General features: G+C 37.3%; 17 protein-coding genes. 4 read left to right on the forward strand and 13 right to left on the reverse strand.

Going from position 1 to position 19,399, the window contains the following annotated elements:
• Positions 1-43: 43 nt before the first annotated feature.
• Positions 44-1,114 (forward strand): alanine racemase, encoded by a 1,071-nt coding sequence (alr, locus tag ACF8D3_RS13320; RefSeq protein WP_392471810.1) that lies wholly within the window; start codon positions 44-46, stop codon positions 1,112-1,114.
• 41 nt (positions 1,115-1,155) lie between these two features.
• On the opposite strand, the gene ACF8D3_RS13325 is transcribed toward alr, so the two are convergent.
• The 4 genes from ACF8D3_RS13325 to ACF8D3_RS13340 form a co-directional block, all read right to left on the reverse strand.
• On the reverse strand, positions 1,156-1,890 hold the full coding sequence (locus tag ACF8D3_RS13325) for a proteasome-type protease (RefSeq protein WP_004878630.1): 735 nt from the start codon (positions 1,888-1,890) through the stop codon (positions 1,156-1,158).
• 16 nt (positions 1,891-1,906) lie between these two features.
• Positions 1,907-2,686 carry a transglutaminase domain-containing protein gene (locus ACF8D3_RS13330; RefSeq protein ID WP_392471812.1) on the reverse strand — a complete coding sequence of 260 codons (780 nt, stop codon included), beginning with the start codon at positions 2,684-2,686 and terminating at the stop codon, positions 1,907-1,909.
• On the reverse strand, positions 2,683-3,285 hold the full coding sequence (locus ACF8D3_RS13335; protein ID WP_392471814.1) for an alpha-E domain-containing protein: 603 nt from the start codon (positions 3,283-3,285) through the stop codon (positions 2,683-2,685). The genes ACF8D3_RS13330 and ACF8D3_RS13335 overlap by 4 nt, the downstream gene beginning before the upstream one ends.
• An 87-nt stretch (positions 3,286-3,372) precedes the next feature.
• Positions 3,373-4,926 carry a circularly permuted type 2 ATP-grasp protein gene (locus ACF8D3_RS13340; protein ID WP_392471816.1) on the reverse strand — a complete coding sequence of 518 codons (1,554 nt, stop codon included), beginning with the start codon at positions 4,924-4,926 and terminating at the stop codon, positions 3,373-3,375.
• A 213-nt stretch (positions 4,927-5,139) separates the two neighbouring features.
• On the opposite strand from ACF8D3_RS13340, the gene ACF8D3_RS13345 reads away from it, so the two are divergent.
• On the forward strand, positions 5,140-6,147 hold the full coding sequence (locus ACF8D3_RS13345) for a YafY family protein (RefSeq protein WP_007478670.1): 1,008 nt from the start codon (positions 5,140-5,142) through the stop codon (positions 6,145-6,147).
• A 364-nt stretch (positions 6,148-6,511) separates the two neighbouring features.
• Here the strand turns inward: ACF8D3_RS13345 and ACF8D3_RS13350 are convergent, their stop codons facing one another.
• From ACF8D3_RS13350 to ACF8D3_RS13375, 6 genes are all read right to left on the reverse strand, one after another.
• On the reverse strand, positions 6,512-7,831 hold the full coding sequence (locus tag ACF8D3_RS13350) for an adenylosuccinate synthase (protein WP_007478668.1): 1,320 nt from the start codon (positions 7,829-7,831) through the stop codon (positions 6,512-6,514).
• Between the two features lie 61 nt (positions 7,832-7,892).
• On the reverse strand, positions 7,893-9,059 hold the full coding sequence (locus ACF8D3_RS13355; protein ID WP_392471820.1) for an ATP phosphoribosyltransferase regulatory subunit: 1,167 nt from the start codon (positions 9,057-9,059) through the stop codon (positions 7,893-7,895).
• 205 nt (positions 9,060-9,264) lie between these two features.
• Positions 9,265-10,359, reverse strand: coding sequence for a hypothetical protein (locus tag ACF8D3_RS13360; RefSeq protein ID WP_392471822.1), 1,095 nt, complete (start codon positions 10,357-10,359; stop codon positions 9,265-9,267).
• A 137-nt stretch (positions 10,360-10,496) separates the two neighbouring features.
• Positions 10,497-11,024, reverse strand: coding sequence for a GNAT family N-acetyltransferase (locus ACF8D3_RS13365; RefSeq protein ID WP_192414672.1), 528 nt, complete (start codon positions 11,022-11,024; stop codon positions 10,497-10,499).
• Between the two features lie 144 nt (positions 11,025-11,168).
• Entirely contained in the window at positions 11,169-11,480 is a 312-nt protein-coding gene (locus ACF8D3_RS13370; protein ID WP_061392426.1) for a hypothetical protein, read from the reverse strand.
• Between the two features lie 29 nt (positions 11,481-11,509).
• Entirely contained in the window at positions 11,510-12,535 is a 1,026-nt protein-coding gene (locus ACF8D3_RS13375; RefSeq protein ID WP_392471824.1) for a type I glyceraldehyde-3-phosphate dehydrogenase, read from the reverse strand.
• A gap of 255 nt (positions 12,536-12,790) precedes the next feature.
• Here ACF8D3_RS13375 and alaS point away from each other — a divergent pair, with 255 nt between their 5' ends.
• Positions 12,791-15,439 (forward strand): alanine--tRNA ligase, encoded by a 2,649-nt coding sequence (gene alaS / locus ACF8D3_RS13380; RefSeq protein ID WP_392471825.1) that lies wholly within the window; start codon positions 12,791-12,793, stop codon positions 15,437-15,439.
• A gap of 284 nt (positions 15,440-15,723) precedes the next feature.
• A complete protein-coding gene (locus ACF8D3_RS13385; RefSeq protein ID WP_392471827.1) occupies positions 15,724-16,923 on the forward strand; it encodes a tyrosine-type recombinase/integrase in 1,200 nt (399 codons plus the stop codon).
• A 114-nt stretch (positions 16,924-17,037) separates the two neighbouring features.
• Here ACF8D3_RS13385 and ACF8D3_RS13390 read toward each other — a convergent pair whose 3' ends face one another.
• Genes ACF8D3_RS13390 through ACF8D3_RS13400 form a run of 3 tightly spaced genes read right to left on the reverse strand, consistent with a single transcriptional unit; the run spans position 17,038 to position 19,252 of the window.
• Entirely contained in the window at positions 17,038-17,853 is an 816-nt protein-coding gene (locus ACF8D3_RS13390) for a hypothetical protein (RefSeq protein WP_392471829.1), read from the reverse strand.
• A gap of 23 nt (positions 17,854-17,876) precedes the next feature.
• Positions 17,877-18,482 carry a hypothetical protein gene (locus ACF8D3_RS13395; protein ID WP_392471831.1) on the reverse strand — a complete coding sequence of 202 codons (606 nt, stop codon included), beginning with the start codon at positions 18,480-18,482 and terminating at the stop codon, positions 17,877-17,879.
• Positions 18,473-19,252, reverse strand: coding sequence for a TIGR04255 family protein (locus ACF8D3_RS13400; protein ID WP_392471833.1), 780 nt, complete (start codon positions 19,250-19,252; stop codon positions 18,473-18,475). The genes ACF8D3_RS13395 and ACF8D3_RS13400 overlap by 10 nt, the downstream gene beginning before the upstream one ends.
• Between the last annotated feature and the right edge of the window lie 147 nt (positions 19,253-19,399).

Raw genomic sequence — 19,399 nt, forward strand, 5'->3', positions numbered from 1 at the left:
GCTGTTATATATCTTCCCAAGCTGTCCCAAAGGAGTACTCAGGGTGCGCCAAGCAACAGTTTATATTGATAGTCAGGCACTTCAATATAATTTAAACCGTGTCAAACAACTTGCACCACATTCAAAGATTGTAAGTATGGTAAAAGCCAATGCTTACGGACATGGAGTCAAAAACTGCTTAGCCGCCTTAAATACCACTGATGCCTTTGGTGTCGCCTGCTTAGAGGAAGCTTTAGAAATCAGGCGATTAGGTTATCAACAATCCATTACCTTGATTGAAGGCATATTTTCTGAAGATGAAATGACGCAAGTGATTGAGCATAAACTGGAATGTATCGTTCATCATCGTCAGCAAGTTGAGTGGCTATTGGCTCATAAACAAGCTTATAACGCTTTAGGCTTAAAGGTTTGGGTCAAACTCAATAGTGGTATGAATCGCCTAGGATTTAAAATAAATGAAATTATTGATGTTATTCAATGCTTAAAAGCTGAAGGATTCACCTGTGTATTGGCTATGCATTTTGCCAATGCTGATGCAGATCACCCACTCAATCAGCAGCAAATTGAACAGTTTTTATCTGTAAAACAGGCTTGTGAACCCATCCTTGCTTCATGCTGTAATTCTGCTGCAATCTATAAATATCCAGAGCTACATTTTGATTATGTCCGCCCAGGTATCATGCTTTATGGTGCGAGCCCATTTGCAGAAAAAACTGTGCACGATCTAGACTTAAAGCCAGTGATGACTTTTAGTGCAGAAATTATTGCACTGAATCATATCCAGAAGGACGAATATGTAGGCTATGGTTCTACTTATACTGCTACACAAAATGCTGATATTGCCATAGTTTCAATTGGCTATGGGGATGGCTATCCACGAGCATTTATTCACCCTAACTTTGTTGCGATTCATCAGCAACTTGTTCCTATTGTAGGGCGAGTAAGCATGGATATGATTGCAATTGATATCAGTCAGGTTAAAGCTGAAATAGGCACTCAAGTCGAACTTTGGGGAAATACTCGCTTAGTGGATGATGTTGCGACTGCAAACGGTACTATTGGTTATGAGCTACTATGCAGACTGAGTAACCGACCAGTGCGAAAATTGAAATAAGAATATTGAAAAAATCCAAGCAATTGCTTGGATTTTTAGTTTTACAAACCATAATCCGAAGTTGGCTTTGGCAATTCCTGCAAACCACGTCTTAATGTCTCAGACCATTGCTTGCTAATTTGACTAAAATAAGGATCTTCCTCATTGATCCTTTTACCTTCTGGAATCAAGAAACTATCCTTATGATACACCAAGACATCTAAAGGCAGCCCAACAGAAACATTTGATCGTAGAGTCGAATCAAAAGAAATCAATGTACAGCGCAATGCATCATCTAGAGGCATTGTAAAATGTAAAGCACGATCTAAAATAGGTTTGCCATACTTACTTTCACCGATCTGAAAATATGGTGTATCTGTTGTCGCACAAATAAAATTCCCTTGAGGATAGACATTATAAAGCTCCATGTCCTCTCCTTTAATTTGGCCACCTACCAAAATACTGCAAGAATAATTCATTTGCTCTTGCGTATCTGTCGTGATGTCTTCTAAAACTTTACGTAATGTTTTACCGACAAGTTCTGCAACTTCAAACATTGTTTTTACGGTATATAAATTAGGCTCTTGATCTAAGGCCAAAGCATTTTGTAAATGCCCAATAACGGCCTGTGTTGTTGCTAGATTACCCGCTGTTTGTAGCGCGATAAATCGTTCACCTTCAACGCCAAAGGTATGTAATTTACGAAAAACAGATATATGATCGACCCCTGCATTCGTCCGAGTATCACTAATCAATACCAAACCTTGCTCTAATCTTAATGCACAACAATAGGTCATCTTTCTCTCTTTACACTCAACAAGCTAAAACCTGAACCACAGACATCATACTTTCTACTCCGCCTTGCTCACGCACACCACGTACTGGTGCGACATCGAGATAATCTCGACCAACCGCAACATAGATATGATTTTGAGGCGTAAATATCTGGTTACTAATATCGAAACAATACCATTCATTTTCAATAAAAGCTTCCGCCCATGCATGACTGGCGAGGTGTGGTTGGTTCTGGTCATATAAATAACCAGAAACATAACGAGCTGGTATCTGTAAGGCACGGCACATAGCGATAAACACATGTGCATGGTCTTGGCAGACCCCCTGACCTGCATAAAATGCATCAATCGCCGCGGTAGTCACTGAAGTACTCTCAGGCTGATATGGCATTTGTTGCAATATTTTTTCTGATAAAAGTATCAAGTGCTGACGATCTTTAATTTTGACTATCGATTGCGCAAAATCAAACATCATTAAATCACAATGTGTCATCGCAGTACGCTGTAGAAACAACATAGGCGAAACATCAATTTCAAAAAAACCAAGTTCGGTGTCAAAAAGCTCAACTATTCCCTGCGCCATAATCGTCAGGTAGCGGTAATCATGTCGTTGAGTTGCCGTAATCCATAAATTATTAAAAGCATCTCTTTTACAGGAATATTCTCCAGGAACACTAATATGCCAGTTTTCAATCGTCTGATGCCTCGAACTCTGAGGCATCATCTTAATCGACTGCACACTATTTCGTGCAATCTGAGTATAACGATAATGCGTTTGATGATTCACCATCAGCTTCATGCGTATACCTCAAATTGATTTTCTAGCTGGTATGTAAAGGCATAGAACTGGTTCACATAAGGTTGATTTTTTAGAATATCCCAACTGCTTTGCAAGTCTTGCCATCCTAAGTCATATAACTGAACAACAACTGGATCAACTGTTTCTAATACATTGTGAATATTATGTTCGAATCGAAAATAAGTATCTATTTGCTCTATGCTTTGTCCTAAATAAAAAAATAAAAATATATCTGGCTGTTCAGCTTTTAGAATTTCACAGCAATCATCAATTACTGCACGAATATTTTCAGCCTCACACTTCACATTTTTGATTAAATGATTCAACTCTGCATAAGCTTTTGCAGTTAAAAGACCTCTTAGTTCTTGAATATTATCTCTAGCGATCTCAAGCTGACTGATTAACGAATATGGTTGTTGTGAATCAAGCATAAACTGATTCAAATTTTCAGCATCATCAATATGTAAACATAATGCTTGAGCAAATGTCTCGGCTTGCTGGTCATTTGTAAAAGGCAAATGTTGAGCCACATAACCGATGCGAAATAAATAACGTCCTAACCAATAAATATGTTGTGCGCTTGAGCTGAGTAAATGCATAAATGCCCTCCCTTATCGTTAATAAAAGACCTAAACACTCACTCATGTTTAAATAAGTGTTTAAGCTGAAGTTCCATGTGGAATATTCTAAGATCGTAGTGTTTCAACAACCCATGTATCTTTAATTCCGCCACCTTGAGAGGAATTTACAACTAGAGAGCCTGCTTGCATTGCAACACGGGTCAATCCACCCGGCACGATCTCAGTACGATAAGGAGAACTCAATACAAAAGGACGCAAATCAATATGTCTTTCAGCAACACCTTCCGTTGTTAAAGTCGGTGCGACAGAAAGTGCTAATGTCGGCTGAGCAATATAAAGACATGGCGACTCAATAATTTTCTGTCTAAATGCTTCTATTTGCTCTTGGTCTGCTTGAGGACCAATCAACATACCGTAACCACCAGACCCTTGAGCTTCTTTAACAACTAATTTTTCTAAGTTATTTAATACATAATCCAAATGCTCAGCATCACGACATTGATAAGTTGGCACATTATTTAGAATTGGACTTTCACCCAAATAATATTGAATCATTTGATCAACATAAGGATAAATCGACTTATCATCTGCCACACCTGTTCCCGGTGCATTTGCAATCACCACATTATTTTGCAGATAAGCAGACATCAGCCCTGCAACCCCAAGCGTGCTATCAGGTCTAAAAGTTAAAGGGTCTAAGAAATCATCATCTAAACGTCTATAAATCACATCCACTTGCTGACGGCCACGAACTGTTTTCACAAAAACATGATCATTTTCAACAAATAAATCTCGACTTGTCACTAGTGGAACATCCATTTCACGGGCCAGAAATGCATGTTCATAATAAGCGCTATTAAAACGTCCTGGTGTTAAGACAACAATCAATGGATTATCGACATGTGCATTCTCTGCTAAAACTTCTCTTAGTAAAGTTGGATATTGCTCAATCCCCTGTAAATTATTACTAGAACATAAATCAGGCATGAGTGTTTGGCTGATTTTGCGGCTTTCGATCATATAAGACACCCCAGATGGTGTTCTTAAATTATCTTCCAGTACAAAAAAATCACCCTGACGGTCTCGAATAATATCAATCCCACTAATTTGCGAATAAATCTTACCTTTTAGATTATGCTTCAACATATGTGGCTGAAATGCTTCATGCGACATGATTTGAGCTGCTGGAATCAAACCATCTTTTAGAATGTTTTGTTGATGGTAAATATCATCTAAAAATAGATTCAATGCTTTGACACGTTGTGCACAGCCTGTTGAAATTTTTTCCCATTGTTTCTTTTCAATCACTCTTGGAATTAAATCATAAGGAATCGTTCTTTCAGTGCCCTCATGATCACCATAAACGTTGAATGTAATACCTTGATAGAGAAAATGTTGTTTCGCTTGTGCACCAAGTAATTTAAGATCCTCCAAACTACGCAGACTTAACCATTGTTCAATCTTTTTAGAAGCTTCACCGTTAATACTTTTATCGTCTAACATTTCGTTGAAAAATTGCGATTTGAGTTGCTCAAATAAATTTGGTGTGACATTGAGCTGTTGAATAAATGTAGACGAATGTACTGATACTGCTGCAGCCGTTTGATCTGGCGCATAATAATCTGTGCTGACATGTAGGTTGTGTTCTTGTTCTGACATAGAAACCTCGTCTCATCATTTATTTATATAACTAGCAAAGCAATTTCGATGCCACTTATATCTGATGGATATTTTTTATACAGCCTAAACATACTCCTCCAAAGCTGCCCACGTTTCAGTCGTAAATACGTAATCTCGATATGATGCGCTTGCCAAATGCCAATAGTTTTTTTATTGTGTGTGCTTTAGAGCATTGAATTATTTATTACGCATATGTCATCTGCACAAGAAAAAGAAACATCCAATAGTCTTTATCGCCAATGGCAAATCTTATCTCGTCTCTCGACAGGGAAATGGATGGGAACACGTGAACTTCAAGAAATATTAGAACGAGAAGGGATCGATATTAGTTTGCGCACCATTCAACGTGATCTAAATCAAATTGCACAACGCTTTCCAATCGAAAGTAACAAAACAGTTCCTCAAGGTTGGCGCTGGCGCTCAGATGCACCAATTCAAAGCTTGCCACATATGACTAGCTCTCAAGCCGTTACGTTTATGATGGTTGAGGAACACCTAAGACATTTGCTACCGCCAAGTTTACTCGAAGAAATGATGCCTTGGTTCGACCTTGCAAAACGCAGTTTATCGACTCAAAACAACGTTCGACAATGGATCAATCGCGTTCGTATTGTGCCTGCCAATCAACCACTCATTCCACCAATGGTCGATAAACTAGCTCAACAAGCGATCTATGAAGGTCTTTTGCAAGATAAACAAATTGAGTGTATTTATAGCGCACGAACAAACCAAGGCGAAGATAAAACGTATATTTTGAATCCACTCGCTTTGGTTCAAAGAGGTGCTGTTATTTATCTGATTTGCACGCGAAATGATAAAACTGATGTCCAAACTTTTGCGCTGCACCGTTTTAAAGCAGCGACCGTTTTAGAAAGCCGTGCCTTACATCCTGTAAATTTTGACATTGATCATTATATTGACTCTGGTGCATTAGGTTTCCGTGTCGATTACAGTAAACCGACTGAACAAATTCTGCTTAAGCTCACAATGACTGAGAATACAGCCAAAAGCTTTTATGAAAGTCAGTTAAGTAAAGACCAGATCATCACGCCATTAGAAGAAAATATTGTTGAAGTCTCAGCAAATGTTCCTTTTACATCTCAGCTCGTTTGGTGGCTAAGAAGTTTTGGTAAAAAGTTATTAAATATCGAACCAATTGCTGTCTATAATGCAGTCAAAGAAATTGAAGACTCTAAATAAAAAAGAGAACCTCTAGGTTCTCTAAAATTTTTATATAATTTATCCTAAATAATCAGTATTTTTTTCTTAGATTAATTTGAATTAAGCCAATTTCCCCCACTGTTTAAAATTGGCTTGAACTGTATGATCACGATGAGTTTAATTAAAAACAGCATGCAAGTTCATAACCATTATAACGAATCCGCTTTTTGGTCATTGTTAAAACCCTCTTTATTTGAATGAAGAACCAATATAACAATGATTTTTCAGCTAGAGAAATAACAAAGATTGCAATTAAAAGCTATTTTTCTGCTAGATATACTGAATATATAAATCTATAAAATAAAAAAGCTCCCCAAAGGGAGCTTTAAATCATACCATTAGCTTAAGCTGAAAATGGATGACGTAAAACGATTGTTTCTGCACGGTCTGGACCAGTTGAAACGATATCAATTGGGCAACCAATTAAAGTTTCGATACGACGTACATAAGCCAATGCATTTGCTGGCAGTTGCTCAATTTGAGTTAAACCAACTGTAGATTCACTCCAGCCCGGCATTGTTTCATAGATCGGCTTCAAGCTTTCGAATGAAATCGCATCAGAAGAACCTGCACAACCTGAATCCACATCTTCATAACCGATACAGATTTTAACTTCTTCTAAACCATCTAATACATCAAGTTTAGTTAAGCAAATACCAGACAATGAGTTTACTTCAACTGAACGACGTAGAATTTCTGCATCGAACCATCCACAACGACGTTGACGACCAGTAGACGCACCAAATTCATGACCTACAGTCCCTAAGTGACGACCAATCGCATCACCAGTATCTGTCGAAGCATCATAGTGCAATTCTGTAGGGAAAGGACCAGCACCTACACGAGTTGTATATGCTTTTGTAATACCCAATACATAATCTAAATGTAATGGTCCCATACCCGAACCAGAGCTTACGCCACCAGCAGTGGTATTTGAACTCGTAACAAATGGATATGTACCATGATCGATATCAAGTAAAGAACCTTGTGCACCCTCGAACATGATTGCCTTACCTTCTTTGCGGTAATCATGTAACACTTTAGTGACATCAATCACTAATGGTGCAAGCACTTCACGCCAAGCGTTACAAAGTGCAAGTACATCTTCAAACTTAACTTCTTCAACGCCATAGAATTGAGAAAGTTGGAAGTTATGAAGCTCAAGCATTTCCTTGAGTTTTTCTTCAAGTAATTCACCACCACGAATCAAGTCAGCAACACGCACAGCGCGGCGAGCGACTTTATCTTCGTAAGCAGGACCAATACCACGACCAGTTGTACCAATCTTCGCATTACCGCGTTTCTTTTCACGTGCTTGGTCAAGTGCGATATGGTTTGGCAAAATTAAAGGACAGTTTGGAGAAATACGTAAACGTTCTTTAACAGGTACGCCTTCTTCTTCCAAAATTGCCATTTCTTTAATTAAAGCTTCAGGTGATAACACCACACCATTACCAATTAAGCACAATACGTTTTCACGTAAAATACCTGATGGAATGAGGTGTAATACAGTTTTCTTACCACCTACGACAAGCGTATGCCCTGCATTGTGACCACCTTGATAACGTACAACCGCAGCCGCTTGATCTGTGAGCAGGTCGACGATTTTACCTTTACCTTCGTCGCCCCATTGGGTACCAAGTACCACAACATTTTTGCCCATAATAGCCTCATTACATCATGCTGTTAAAATTGGAAACTAAGCTGTAGAGCCAGCTTAGCAATTAAATTTTTTCAATGACCCATTGCCCATTTTGAGACACCATTTGATGTGTCGCATATGGCACTGAGCTTAAATCATCATTACCTAACAACTGCACAACACGTAAGCCGTTCAGACGTGCATCTGCAATTGCTTTTAATAAATCTTGTTCACTTCCTCTAGGCGCAACAATCGTTTCAATTTCTACAAATTGAGTTGCGCCTAAAGCGTATAAATCACAACTAAAACCAGTTGCTGGGCGTGCACGACCAAAGTGCTCACCAATACCATCATAACGCCCGCCTTGCGCAAGTGGCGCAGCACGATTTGGCGCATAAATGGCATACATCAAACCAGTATGATAGTGATAACTACGTAACTCGATAACATCGATTCCAATATTTAAATTAGACCAACGTGACTGAATTTGAGTCAAAGTAGATTTCAATGCATCAAATGCATTTTTAAAATCAACATCATTTAAAATATCTTGGCTTAGATGCGTTTGTAATGCATCTAGATCACTCGCATAACGACCTAAAGCATAAAAATCAGCACCCATAGCAAGATCTTTAGTAAATTCTTCGAGTTCAGGTAATGCTTTACGCTGATATAAATCAGAGAGCTGATTTTCTGTATTTTTATTTAAACCAGCACGCTTTACTAAACTACGGAATAAACCAACATGACCTAAATCTAAATGAGCGCCATCTAAAGTATGCGTATGCTCAATCAAAGCCAACATCACATCAATCATTTCAACATCAGCTTCAATGCTGTCATGACCATATAACTCTGCACCAAGCTGTAAAGGCGCGCGCGTTGCATTAAAATTCTGTGGTTTAGTATGAAGCACAGTACCTGCATAGCAATAGCGGGCAACACCTTCAATTGGTCGTACGTGTGCATCTATACGTGCAACTTGTGGCGTCATATCTGCACGCACACCAAGCAAACGACCAGAAAGCTGATCAATGACTTTAAAAGTCACTAAGTCTAAATCTTGATTAGATTCTGATAATGACGACAACGATTCAATGTATTCAATAAATGGTGTGTATACCAATTGATAACCTCGAACTGCGAGGAAATCTAAAGCTGCGCGACGCAAAGTTTCAACGACTTGCGCTTGTTCTGGCAATACATCTGCTACCCCATCTGGTAGCAACCATGTCTCTGAAATGGTCATGTTTCAAACCTAAAATCTGTTCAATGTGGAGGCATCCACATAAAAAGCAACCACATAAAAAAATCGGGTGAATGCCCGATTCAGCGTAGTGTAGCACGAAGATTTATGCGATGCACCTGAGAATTTGAATAATTCGGTATCGTATTGCCTCCAGCACATCAGCACATATTTATGAATTTAATAAATAGATTCAATTAATTAAAAATCACTCATGACTAGCGTCGACTATCGTTCGTGATCCAAAGAACTGTCCAACATCTGAACTATCACCTTGTTTCCAATTGATCAGATTTAATTTTTTGAGTGTTTTAATCGCCTGTAAGTTAAACGCAAAGCAGCCTTTTTCTAAGTTTGCAATTCGCATCTTTTGACCCAGTATAATCATTTGACTAATTTGATCATCCCTATCATTTTTTTCAAATGAATTTAGCTGATCGCGAGCATAACTTAAGCTCTGCTCTACCGACCACGGCTGCGATGGCGTATAAATAGCATAAGCAGATTGATCCGTAGCATCACCTATTGTTCCAACTGTTTCTTCTACATCTAGATTATTTAATAAGAATATCCAATCATATCCATGCCAATTTCCCCAAGCCAGTTGATAATCAGATTGATTTGAAATAGGAGAATACTTCAAGCCTTCATATTGGTTAACAATTCGTTCACGTACTTCTGCGAAGGAAGGACTATCAAAGGAGTCAACTTGAGTAATATGATTCTGATTCCATTGCGTTTCCTTTAAACGATAGCAAATGCTATTTTTAGGAAAAACAGTATCTTTATAATTTTGATAAAATTTAATTAAATTTTGATTTAATCCATTTGTTTCATTGGAACTTAAATTAATATTTTCACGATATCCTGGCAATACGCGATCAAAAACATTTTGCCCATCTAATTGCACCAACTCAAAACTCAAATCCTGTTGCAACTCAGATGTACGCTCATATCGCCATTGAGTAGGTGTAAGTCTTTTGAAGACATTGCTCTGCGGTGTTCCAATTTCTAAAATTTTAGATTCAGTTAAAATTCTTCTGTCTAAAGGTTGGTTATGTGATTTATTAAAATTAATTTGATTGTCTTGAATCAGATATGTTGTTATCTCAAAAAAATCTGTGATCAAACCAGATGAGACATTAAATGGTTGATAATATACTTTGTACAGTGCATTTTGTTCAGATGATTCATCATCAGATTTTTTATCATTACTCTGATTCGAGCCACCACCGCAAGCTGTTAAAATAAATGTTGAAAATATAATAAGAGTTCCTGTTATTTTTTTTGATCCAAGCTTCATAGGTCAACAATCATTTTCAATTTATTTAGAAGCTAAAATAATATCAAAAACAGTAAAAAGCTAACAAGAAAAAATCCTAGAGTTTATTTTTAATTTTCATAAATATCGAAACAGTTAGTTTAATAAAATTCTAATAATTAATCTAAGTCTATACCTTTAATAAAACACTCCATTTTTTGACTTTTTGTATCAGTTGTATCAGAACAAAGAGAGATTCCATCTAAATTAGATATAAATTGAAAACCATGTTTAAGATAAAGATTTTTCGCATGCAGATTATGATCAGAGACGCTTAGTACAATTCGATGATGTCCTTTAGAAATCGCTAACTTCTTAACTGCAACAATCAAATGATCTGCTACACCACTGCCACGAAATAAAGGGTTAACCCACATAGCAATCACATTAAACTCTAACTCAGAATTAAGAGTTCCACCAACTATACCCACTGCCCGAGCATTGTGAATCGCGAGAATATATTGATTGTTAGTCCTTTGAGCTGCCCGATTACGCCATTCTTTCTCATGATATTTCTCAGTAGTTGCATAAGTTGCAGTAAATGCATCAGGACGATCAAATAATGACTGCAAACGAATGGCTTTAAGTATCTCCCAATCATCTTCACAAGTAAGACGGAATTCAAAGTTACTTAAATTATAGTTCATTCACACCCTCAAAATTATTATGAATTTTAATAGTTTAAAGTTAAATAAAAATAGTAAGATCATTACCATGTCTAAAAAATAGGTTTATATCATTAAACTAAATGCAATCAATTTGAAAGTTTAAACATATAACAACCTAATTTACTATTTCCCTTTACTACCTTTGACTACGATCTCTAAAACATTTACTAGTTCGACATTTTGTTTTTCTAGTGCGGCAATATTCGCCACTGTTCTATCCAACACCTCTTGTTGAACATGCATTTTCTTTGCCAAATCTTGCATAATTTCTAAGCTTTTTTTAAGGTGTAGCTCTAAGTGAAGCACTTTCTCTTCAAGCTGGAGAACCTCTACATCCTGATTTTTAACTTCTACATTTTTAAATTGAAACCAAAATAAAAAAATAACTGCCAACATTAATAAGATAATGAAACCCCACATCATCATTAATCCCATTTCCCCTCTCCAATTTTTATTTTCTAAAATTATTTATTAAATGATTCACACAGATCTAGTAAGCGATTCGCATAGCCCCATTCATTATCATACCAAGCAAAAACTTTCGCCTGATGGCCTACAACGATTGTTTGAGTTAAATCCACGATCAAAGAATATGGTGAATGATTAAAATCACTTGATACAAGATCCTCATCTGTCACTTGCATAATCTGAGCATAATCAAATTGTGCCGCTTTGACCAACACCTGATTTATTTTATGTACGGTAATTGGTGATTGAGAAATAAAGGTGAGATCAATTGCCGCCACATTTATGGTCGGTACACGTATCGAATATCCATCAATACGATCTTCCATTTTAGGCATAACACGTTTCAATGCACCTAAAGCACTTGATGTCGTTGGAATGATATTTTGTCCAGATGCTCTTGCTCGACGTAAATCTCGATGTGCATGGTCTAAAACAGATTGATCCGCTGTTACCGCATGAATTTCAGTCATCAGTGCTGTTTCAATACCAAAAGCATCATCAATGATTTTAACCAGTGGTACCAATGCTTGCGTTGTACATGAAACACTTGAAATAATTTGATCTGAGGGTTTTACGTCTGCGTGATTTACACCATAAACAATCGCAGCATCAACGGTATCGAAAGGTGCAGCCCCGATAATGACTCTTTTTGCTCCTGCCTCAACATGACGCGTTGCATCAGCTCTAGAGCGGAAAAGACCTGTACATTCAAGCACCACGTCAATATTTAATTTTTTCCATGGTAGACATTCAGGACATTCGTTATTAAACACTTGTAATCTGAGCTGACGTTGATTTGACTGAATGTTCAAAAAAATGTGCTCGCCATCAATTTGAATATCGACTTGTCCAGCAAAACGACCATGCGTCGTATCATATTTAAAAAGATGCACTAAAGTCTGTACATCAGCAATGTCATTAATGGCAACGATTTCAAATTGAAACTTCTTTGAGTTTTCAAACCATGCACGTAACACATTCCGACCAATTCGACCAAATCCATTGATAGCGATACGTTGCATGTAGCATCCTTATTCATCAAAACATCATCTTTTCTATGCTATATGGTAAAACATGAGAAGCATTGTTGAATATAGATTTTTAGCTTAAACACAGTTTTATATGATATTGCTTGTAAAATCGTTGGTTGGGCACACATTTTCCGTTATAATTTAGCACTTTTAAAATCTATGCCATGCAATAGGTTCGATTGTAGAACTTAAAACAACTTTCCTTATTGCATATAGCCAAATTCAAAATTATGGAGTGTCTTGGTTGTGAGTACTCGTTTTATGACATCAGCTGAAATTCGTGAAGCTTTTTTGCGTTATTTTGAATCGCAAGGCCACACACGTGTCGCGTCGAGTTCTCTCGTTCCCGCCAACGACCCAACGTTGCTGTTTACAAATGCTGGGATGAACCAGTTCAAGGATTGCTTTTTAGGTCTTGAAAAGCGTAGCTATACTCGTGCTGCATCTTCACAAAAAGTTGTCCGTGCAGGCGGTAAACATAACGACCTTGATAATGTCGGTTACACAGCTCGCCACCATACATTCTTTGAGATGTTAGGTAACTTCTCTTTTGGTGATTATTTTAAACAAGATGCGCTTAAATTTGCTTGGGAATTTTTAACCAGCGAACAATGGTTAGGTTTACCGAAAGATCGTCTTTATGTCACGGTTTATCATACTGATGATGAAGCCTTTGACATTTGGAATAAAGAGATCGGCGTAGATGCCGAGCGTATTATCCGTATTGGTGATAACAAAGGTGGTCAATACGCTTCAGATAACTTCTGGACAATGGGTGATACAGGTCCTTGCGGTCCTTGTTCTGAAATTTTCTATGATCATGGCGACCATATCTGGGGTGGATTACCAGGTACACCAGAAGAAGATGGCGATCGCTTCATCGAAATCTGGAACAACGTTTTCATGCAGTTTAACCGCACTGCGGATGGTGTTATGCACCCTCTTCCAGCACCTTCTGTCGATACAGGTATGGGCTTGGAGCGTATTTCAGCTGTGCTTCAGCATGTCAATTCGAACTACGAAATTGACTTATTCCAACATTTGTTAAAAGCAGCTGCTGACATCATTGGCATTCAAGAAGAAGGGCAACCTTCTTTACGTGTTCTTGCTGACCATGCCCGCTCTTGCTGCTTCTTGATCGCGGATGGCGTAAATCCTTCAAATGAAGGTCGTGGTTATGTGTTACGTCGTATTATCCGTCGTGCAGTACGTCATGGTAATAAACTAGGCGCAACAGGTACATTCTTCTACAAGATGCTACAACCACTCATCGAAGTCATGGGTGAAGCTTATCCTGAATTAGTTACACGTAAAGATGTTATTGAAGCAACTTTAATTCGTGAAGAAGAACAGTTTGCCAAGACACTTGAGCAAGGCTTAAAACTTTTAGAGGGTGAACTCGCTCAACTAAAAGGCAATGTGATTGCAGGTGAAACTGTATTCAAACTTTATGATACTTATGGCTTCCCAACGGACTTAACAGCTGATATCGCGCGTGAACGTGATCTAACGATTGATGAAGCTGGTTTCGAAGTAGAAATGGCTGCTCAACGCCAACGTGCTCGTGATGCTGGTAAATTCGCAGTTGACTATAACAGCATTGTTAAAGTCGAAGGCGAAACACAATTTGATGGCTATGATGCAACTCAGGGTCAAGGTCGAATTGTTGCGATCTATAAAGATGGCGTTCAGGTTGATGAAGTTAACGAAGGTGATGAAGCACTTATCGTATTGAACCAAACCCCTTTCTATGCAGAAAGTGGTGGTCAGATTGGCGACACAGGTATCTTCAAGAACGATACGGGTATCTTTGAAGTTCAAGATACTAAAAAATCTGGTGGAGCATTTGTACACCAAGGTATCGTTACTGTTGGTAGTCTAAAAACTTCACAAAATGTAGAAGCTACTGTTAAAGCGGATCTACGTGATGCAACCGCTCGCAATCACTCTGCGACTCACCTTTTACATGCTGCATTACGTCAGATTTTAGGTGATCACGTTCAACAAAAAGGTTCTTTGGTCGCAAGCGATATTTTACGTTTTGACTTTGCCAATGATCAACCTGTTACGTTTGAACAAATTCAACAGATCGAACGTTTAGTCAATGCTGAAGTGATCGCAAATACTCCAGTAAATACCGAACTTCTCGATATCGAATCTGCAAAAGCGAAAGGCGCAATGATGCTTTTCGGTGAAAAATATGGCGAAGAAGTTCGCGTATTGTCTATGGGCTCTGTGATTGAAGAGAAAAACTTCTCGATCGAACTATGTGGTGGTATTCACGTAAAACGTACAGGTGATATTGGTTTATTCAAGATCACCTCTGAAGGCGGTGTTGCCGCAGGTGTTCGTCGTATCGAGGCGGTAACAGGTTCAAAAGCACTCGAAGCTGTTCAAAAAGCCGATCGTGATATTCAGACAATCAATGGTTTACTTAAAGCTCAGAAAGAGCAAACTGTTGAGAAGGTTGAAGCAATTGTTGATACGGCGTCTAGCTTGCAAAAGCAGATTGAACAACTTAATCAGAAGTTAGCAAGTTTCCAAGCAGCTGAATTACTCGGCCAAGTAAAAACAATTGCTGGTCGTCAAACACTTATCACGACTGTTCAAGGTCTGGATGCAAAGTCACTACGCAATCTACATGACAGCGTAAAATCAAAATTGGAAGATGCAGTCATTCTTTTAGCTGGCATTGAAGGCGATAAAGTGAGTTTAATCGCGTCCGTCGCTAAACAATATACTGCAACTCTAAAAGCAGGTGACATCATCAAACACTTAGCTCAAGAGCTTGGTGGTAAAGGTGGTGGTAAACCTGACTTAGCACAAGGTGGCGCGCCACTAAACGAGAAGTTTGATCAAGTGATCGCAGCATTACCTGCATGGCTTGAGCAATAAGAACTTCACTTTTGTGTAACTGACCCTGATGCCTCTCAGGGTCATGGCTTATATGGAACAACTATGGCATTAATCGTTCAAAAGAATTAATGCCATTAAGCCACTCTAAGACAGACCAAGACAAAAACTACAATAAAAGCCTTATTTCTCAATATTTCCCCCACTTTTAATATAGACACACTAAGACATTATAGGACAGAATAAGTCTGATCAATTATGTACACAACTGTGTACATATTCATACCTTTCGTTTGCTTAACAAAAATTATGTACACAGGTGGACTATGGCCTTAACTGAAATGTGGCTGAAAGCTAATAACGGCAAGGCTCGTGAAAAAGTTGAAGAAATAGCAGACCGTGACTCAATGAGTGTTCGAATCTCTCCTAAGGGCAAAATTGTCTTTCAGCTTCGTTATAGATTCGCAGGGAAAGCCGACAGGCTTGATTTGGGTACTTACCCTCACCTTCTATTAAAAGATGCCAGAATCAAAGCTGGTGAGATGCGTGCGCTCTTAGATAAAGGACTTAACCCAAAACTTGAACAGCGTGTTCAACAGCAAAAATATATTGATGCAAGTACCTTTGAAGAAGTGTTTAACGATTGGTATGAGAGTTACTGTGCTAAGAAGAAAAAATCTGCCCAGCAGATTAAAAACACATTTGAGCAGCATGTCATACCTGAAATTGGTGATTTACCAATCGAGCGAATCACCCTTCAACAGTGGTTAGCCTTACTTGAAGAATTGGCAGAAGATGTTCCTTCTATTTCCGATCGTGTACTCACAAACGCAAAACAGGTTTTAAAATGGGCAAAAAAGAGACAGTTACTTGAAGTTAATGTTTTATCTGATATCTATGCGAAAGAAGATCTAGGCATTGAACGAAATAGAGGCACTCGTTTCCTATCAGATGAAGAAATCAAAATGGTTTGGCTGGCAATTGAAGAATCAAATATTTTGCCCAAAAACAAAATTTTCTTAAAACTATGCTTAATGTATGGCTGTAGAAATGGCGAACTCAGAGCAGCTAAGAAGTCAGATTTCGATTTAAACAGAAAAGTATGGATTGTTCCTGTAGTGAACAATAAGACTGGTAAGAAAACTGGCCGTGAAATCATTCGCCCAATTTTACCTGAAATGGAAGCATTAATTGTAGAGGCTTTCGACTACAACAATTCAGTGTATTTCCTAACAAATGATAGTGAAGACACACCTATGAGTCATGGATCTTCAAACTCATTACCTGGTTATATTATGGAGCGCCTCAGAAGGCATCATGATTACCATATGAAACATTGGTCTCTGCACGATCTAAGAAGAACAGCACGTACTAATTTCAGCGCTTTTACTTCGCGTGATGTTGCACAACTTATGATTGGTCATGTAATGTCTGGCGAACAAGGTACATATGATTATTATGAGTATTTACCGCCACAGACTGAAGCATATACAAAGTGGATTGAAAAATTAAAAACATTGAGTTAATAATTTGGAAATTGCTTTTACAATTAATATTTACAATCAAAAAACATTAATTTTTGAGAATAAAGTCTTTTATAAAAAATTTCTTAGTTCAAATTTTGGTAATTGAATAATAAATTAGCCAGTTATACTGTATTCGGATGGTAAGGGATGGTTTTGTTTATAAGACAAGTCATCCATGTTAAACCTTTTATATTGCTTGAATTTACTAATTGATACTCTGGATTCAGGAAGAATTTGTATCTGACCTACTTCCATTTTCGCACTTTCCAAAACTTTTTTATATTTATCTAATAGTTGCACTATCGACTTGTAGTCATCGCCTTTCTCATCTATTTTTGGAATAACTATAGCCATCAAATCGACTGTATATATTTCATTTGGGTCAATTTCCCTGTCAGGAAAAACATTAGCATAAATGCCCAAAACATTTTTACTAACCTTTAAGGATTCTCTTTTGCGTTTAGTTTTGTTCCAAGCATTATTTACACGTATATCAAACTCGCTTGGAAATGCTGGTCGCTTATACCTCCCAGCTAACCATTCAACATAAAAGAATAACTCTTGTTGACTAAGCTTAAAACCTGAATCTGGCTTAATATCCTTTGGAATATCACTTTTGAGCAAAGAAATCTTCTGATGTGCTAGCAACTCAATGCTATAGCCATTAGCCATACTGGATTCGAGGGTACAATGTAATTTTCTAGGATTTTTATTGCAATTAAAACTACCATCAACATCATCTATATAGCGAGCAACTGAAAACTCAATATATGGATCACCAGGGTTAGCAACATCACATGAACCTGATGCAACTATAAGTGCAATATTAGCTGAATCGCTTTTAAGATCTGCATTTCCATATAAGTCTAGTATGTCACATATATTCTCTTGCTTAACTAAACTACCTTGCAGCCAACCACAACTTTCCATCCAATATCGCACTTATATAAACCTCAGAACAATTCTACTTCATCAAGTTTTGTATTGTTTAATCGATTACCAGCAAATAGAATCTTTTCGCTATCAATTTTATCTTCTTTCAATAGATCTTTGATACTTTTATCATCGATTACAGGTGATTCCAACTCAAAAGAGTCGGTAGTAAATCCAGCCTCCATCCAATTTTTAGCAAGCAAATATAGATCAAAAATATTTTGAGCTTTTAACTTGTTTGGTGCTGACTTTTTTTGCTTCCAATTAAATAATGTTTTTCGTGAAACACCTATACTTTGAGAAATTTCAATTTCCGTCATAGAAAAAACTGATTTTATAAGCTCAATTTTTTCCTCTAAAGCGTTACGTTGAACTTCTGAACTTTCGTCTAAAGTATCACCTATTAATTCATTTTTTGTGGTATTTCCTACTATTTGATAATCTTGACCAGTTCTAGTTTGCTCTATTAACCAATCAAAATTTATCTGTAAACTTCCCGTAGAGTCATAATGTACTGGTGATGGAACATGATTAGAAAATACAGAGCTCAAATAAGAACTATCCGTTGCTAATTTATTTAAGTGAAAGGTTGTTAAAGCAGTTGAATTACAATCTATCATTTCCAAACCTCCCTACCTCTTTCAGTGGTAATTTCCCAAAATGCTTCTCTTGATTTATGATGTAAGCTTATGATCTTTTTATGTATAAGCTCAACATTGAATTGTTCAGTTTGTTCTTTCGGCTGCCAAAAATGATCTATATCCAACACAATTCTCTTACTTGGGTTTGAATATTTATTAATTACAACTGGCGGATCAGAAAGATCGGGCCATGCGGATAGATTTAAATTACCACATAAACTACGTACAGCCATTAATCCAGCATCAGTTTTCAACAAGGTATCTTTAGATCGGTGTATTTGTTCACCAATTTTACAGAGTTGTCCAGAATTGCAGATACTTGAATCCACATATAAATCAATATCTTCATTTTCATTTTGTTCCATTATTAAATTCGAATATCGCAAGCCAATTCGCAATAAAAGTGAAGGTTTTATCTTTTTTTCAATAAAAGACAGAGCAGTCTTGCAGTTTTTCCAAGTATCTTCAAACCCTTCATATTCACTCGTTATAAAAATTAATCTATCTTTATCCAGTCTAAATGCACGTTTTTTATTGCTAGATAGAAATAACCAACTTTGATGAGTTGATAAATTTACGCCATTACCATCCAACACCATTTCTTGAGTTTTTGTTGGATTAAAATGTGGAAAATCCTGACGTAGGTGCTCTTGAAAAGCAGATACATATGTATCCATTGTTAAAATTGTAGAAAAACGAAATTCTGCTAAAGCCACAACCAATGGTTGGTGTGTTAGTTTCTCGTATTTAGACATGTTTTATCCACAAGTTTTTCCATAATTATAAAGTCATTTTACCCAAAAAATTACCCAAAATAAAACAATCAGGTTATATTATCGTAATTTCCGTTCATACCTTATAGAATTTACCCACATGTGAAAATTCTACTAATTATTATAAAC

The sequence above is a fragment of the Acinetobacter sp. YQ_14 genome, from assembly GCF_043102985.1.
Taxonomy (GTDB): Bacteria; Pseudomonadota; Gammaproteobacteria; order Pseudomonadales; family Moraxellaceae; genus Acinetobacter; species Acinetobacter venetianus.

What these genes read in the sequence shown, in the direction of transcription:
- ACF8D3_RS13325 (WP_004878630.1), bottom strand. Translation starts at nt 1,890, where the DNA reads ATGACCTATTGTTGTGCATTAAGATTAGAGCAAGGTTTGGTATTGATT.
- ACF8D3_RS13330 (WP_392471812.1), bottom strand. Translation starts at nt 2,686, where the DNA reads ATGAAGCTGATGGTGAATCATCAAACGCATTATCGTTATACTCAGATT.
- ACF8D3_RS13335 (WP_392471814.1), bottom strand. Translation starts at nt 3,285, where the DNA reads ATGCATTTACTCAGCTCAAGCGCACAACATATTTATTGGTTAGGACGT.
- ACF8D3_RS13340 (WP_392471816.1), bottom strand. Translation starts at nt 4,926, where the DNA reads ATGTCAGAACAAGAACACAACCTACATGTCAGCACAGATTATTATGCG.
- ACF8D3_RS13345 (WP_007478670.1), top strand. Translation starts at nt 5,140, where the DNA reads ATGTCATCTGCACAAGAAAAAGAAACATCCAATAGTCTTTATCGCCAA.
- ACF8D3_RS13350 (WP_007478668.1), bottom strand. Translation starts at nt 7,831, where the DNA reads ATGGGCAAAAATGTTGTGGTACTTGGTACCCAATGGGGCGACGAAGGT.
- ACF8D3_RS13355 (WP_392471820.1), bottom strand. Translation starts at nt 9,059, where the DNA reads ATGACCATTTCAGAGACATGGTTGCTACCAGATGGGGTAGCAGATGTA.
- ACF8D3_RS13360 (WP_392471822.1), bottom strand. Translation starts at nt 10,359, where the DNA reads ATGAAGCTTGGATCAAAAAAAATAACAGGAACTCTTATTATATTTTCA.
- ACF8D3_RS13365 (WP_192414672.1), bottom strand. Translation starts at nt 11,024, where the DNA reads ATGAACTATAATTTAAGTAACTTTGAATTCCGTCTTACTTGTGAAGAT.
- ACF8D3_RS13370 (WP_061392426.1), bottom strand. Translation starts at nt 11,480, where the DNA reads ATGGGATTAATGATGATGTGGGGTTTCATTATCTTATTAATGTTGGCA.
- ACF8D3_RS13375 (WP_392471824.1), bottom strand. Translation starts at nt 12,535, where the DNA reads ATGCAACGTATCGCTATCAATGGATTTGGTCGAATTGGTCGGAATGTG.
- ACF8D3_RS13385 (WP_392471827.1), top strand. Translation starts at nt 15,724, where the DNA reads ATGGCCTTAACTGAAATGTGGCTGAAAGCTAATAACGGCAAGGCTCGT.
- ACF8D3_RS13390 (WP_392471829.1), bottom strand. Translation starts at nt 17,853, where the DNA reads ATGGAAAGTTGTGGTTGGCTGCAAGGTAGTTTAGTTAAGCAAGAGAAT.
- ACF8D3_RS13400 (WP_392471833.1), bottom strand. Translation starts at nt 19,252, where the DNA reads ATGTCTAAATACGAGAAACTAACACACCAACCATTGGTTGTGGCTTTA.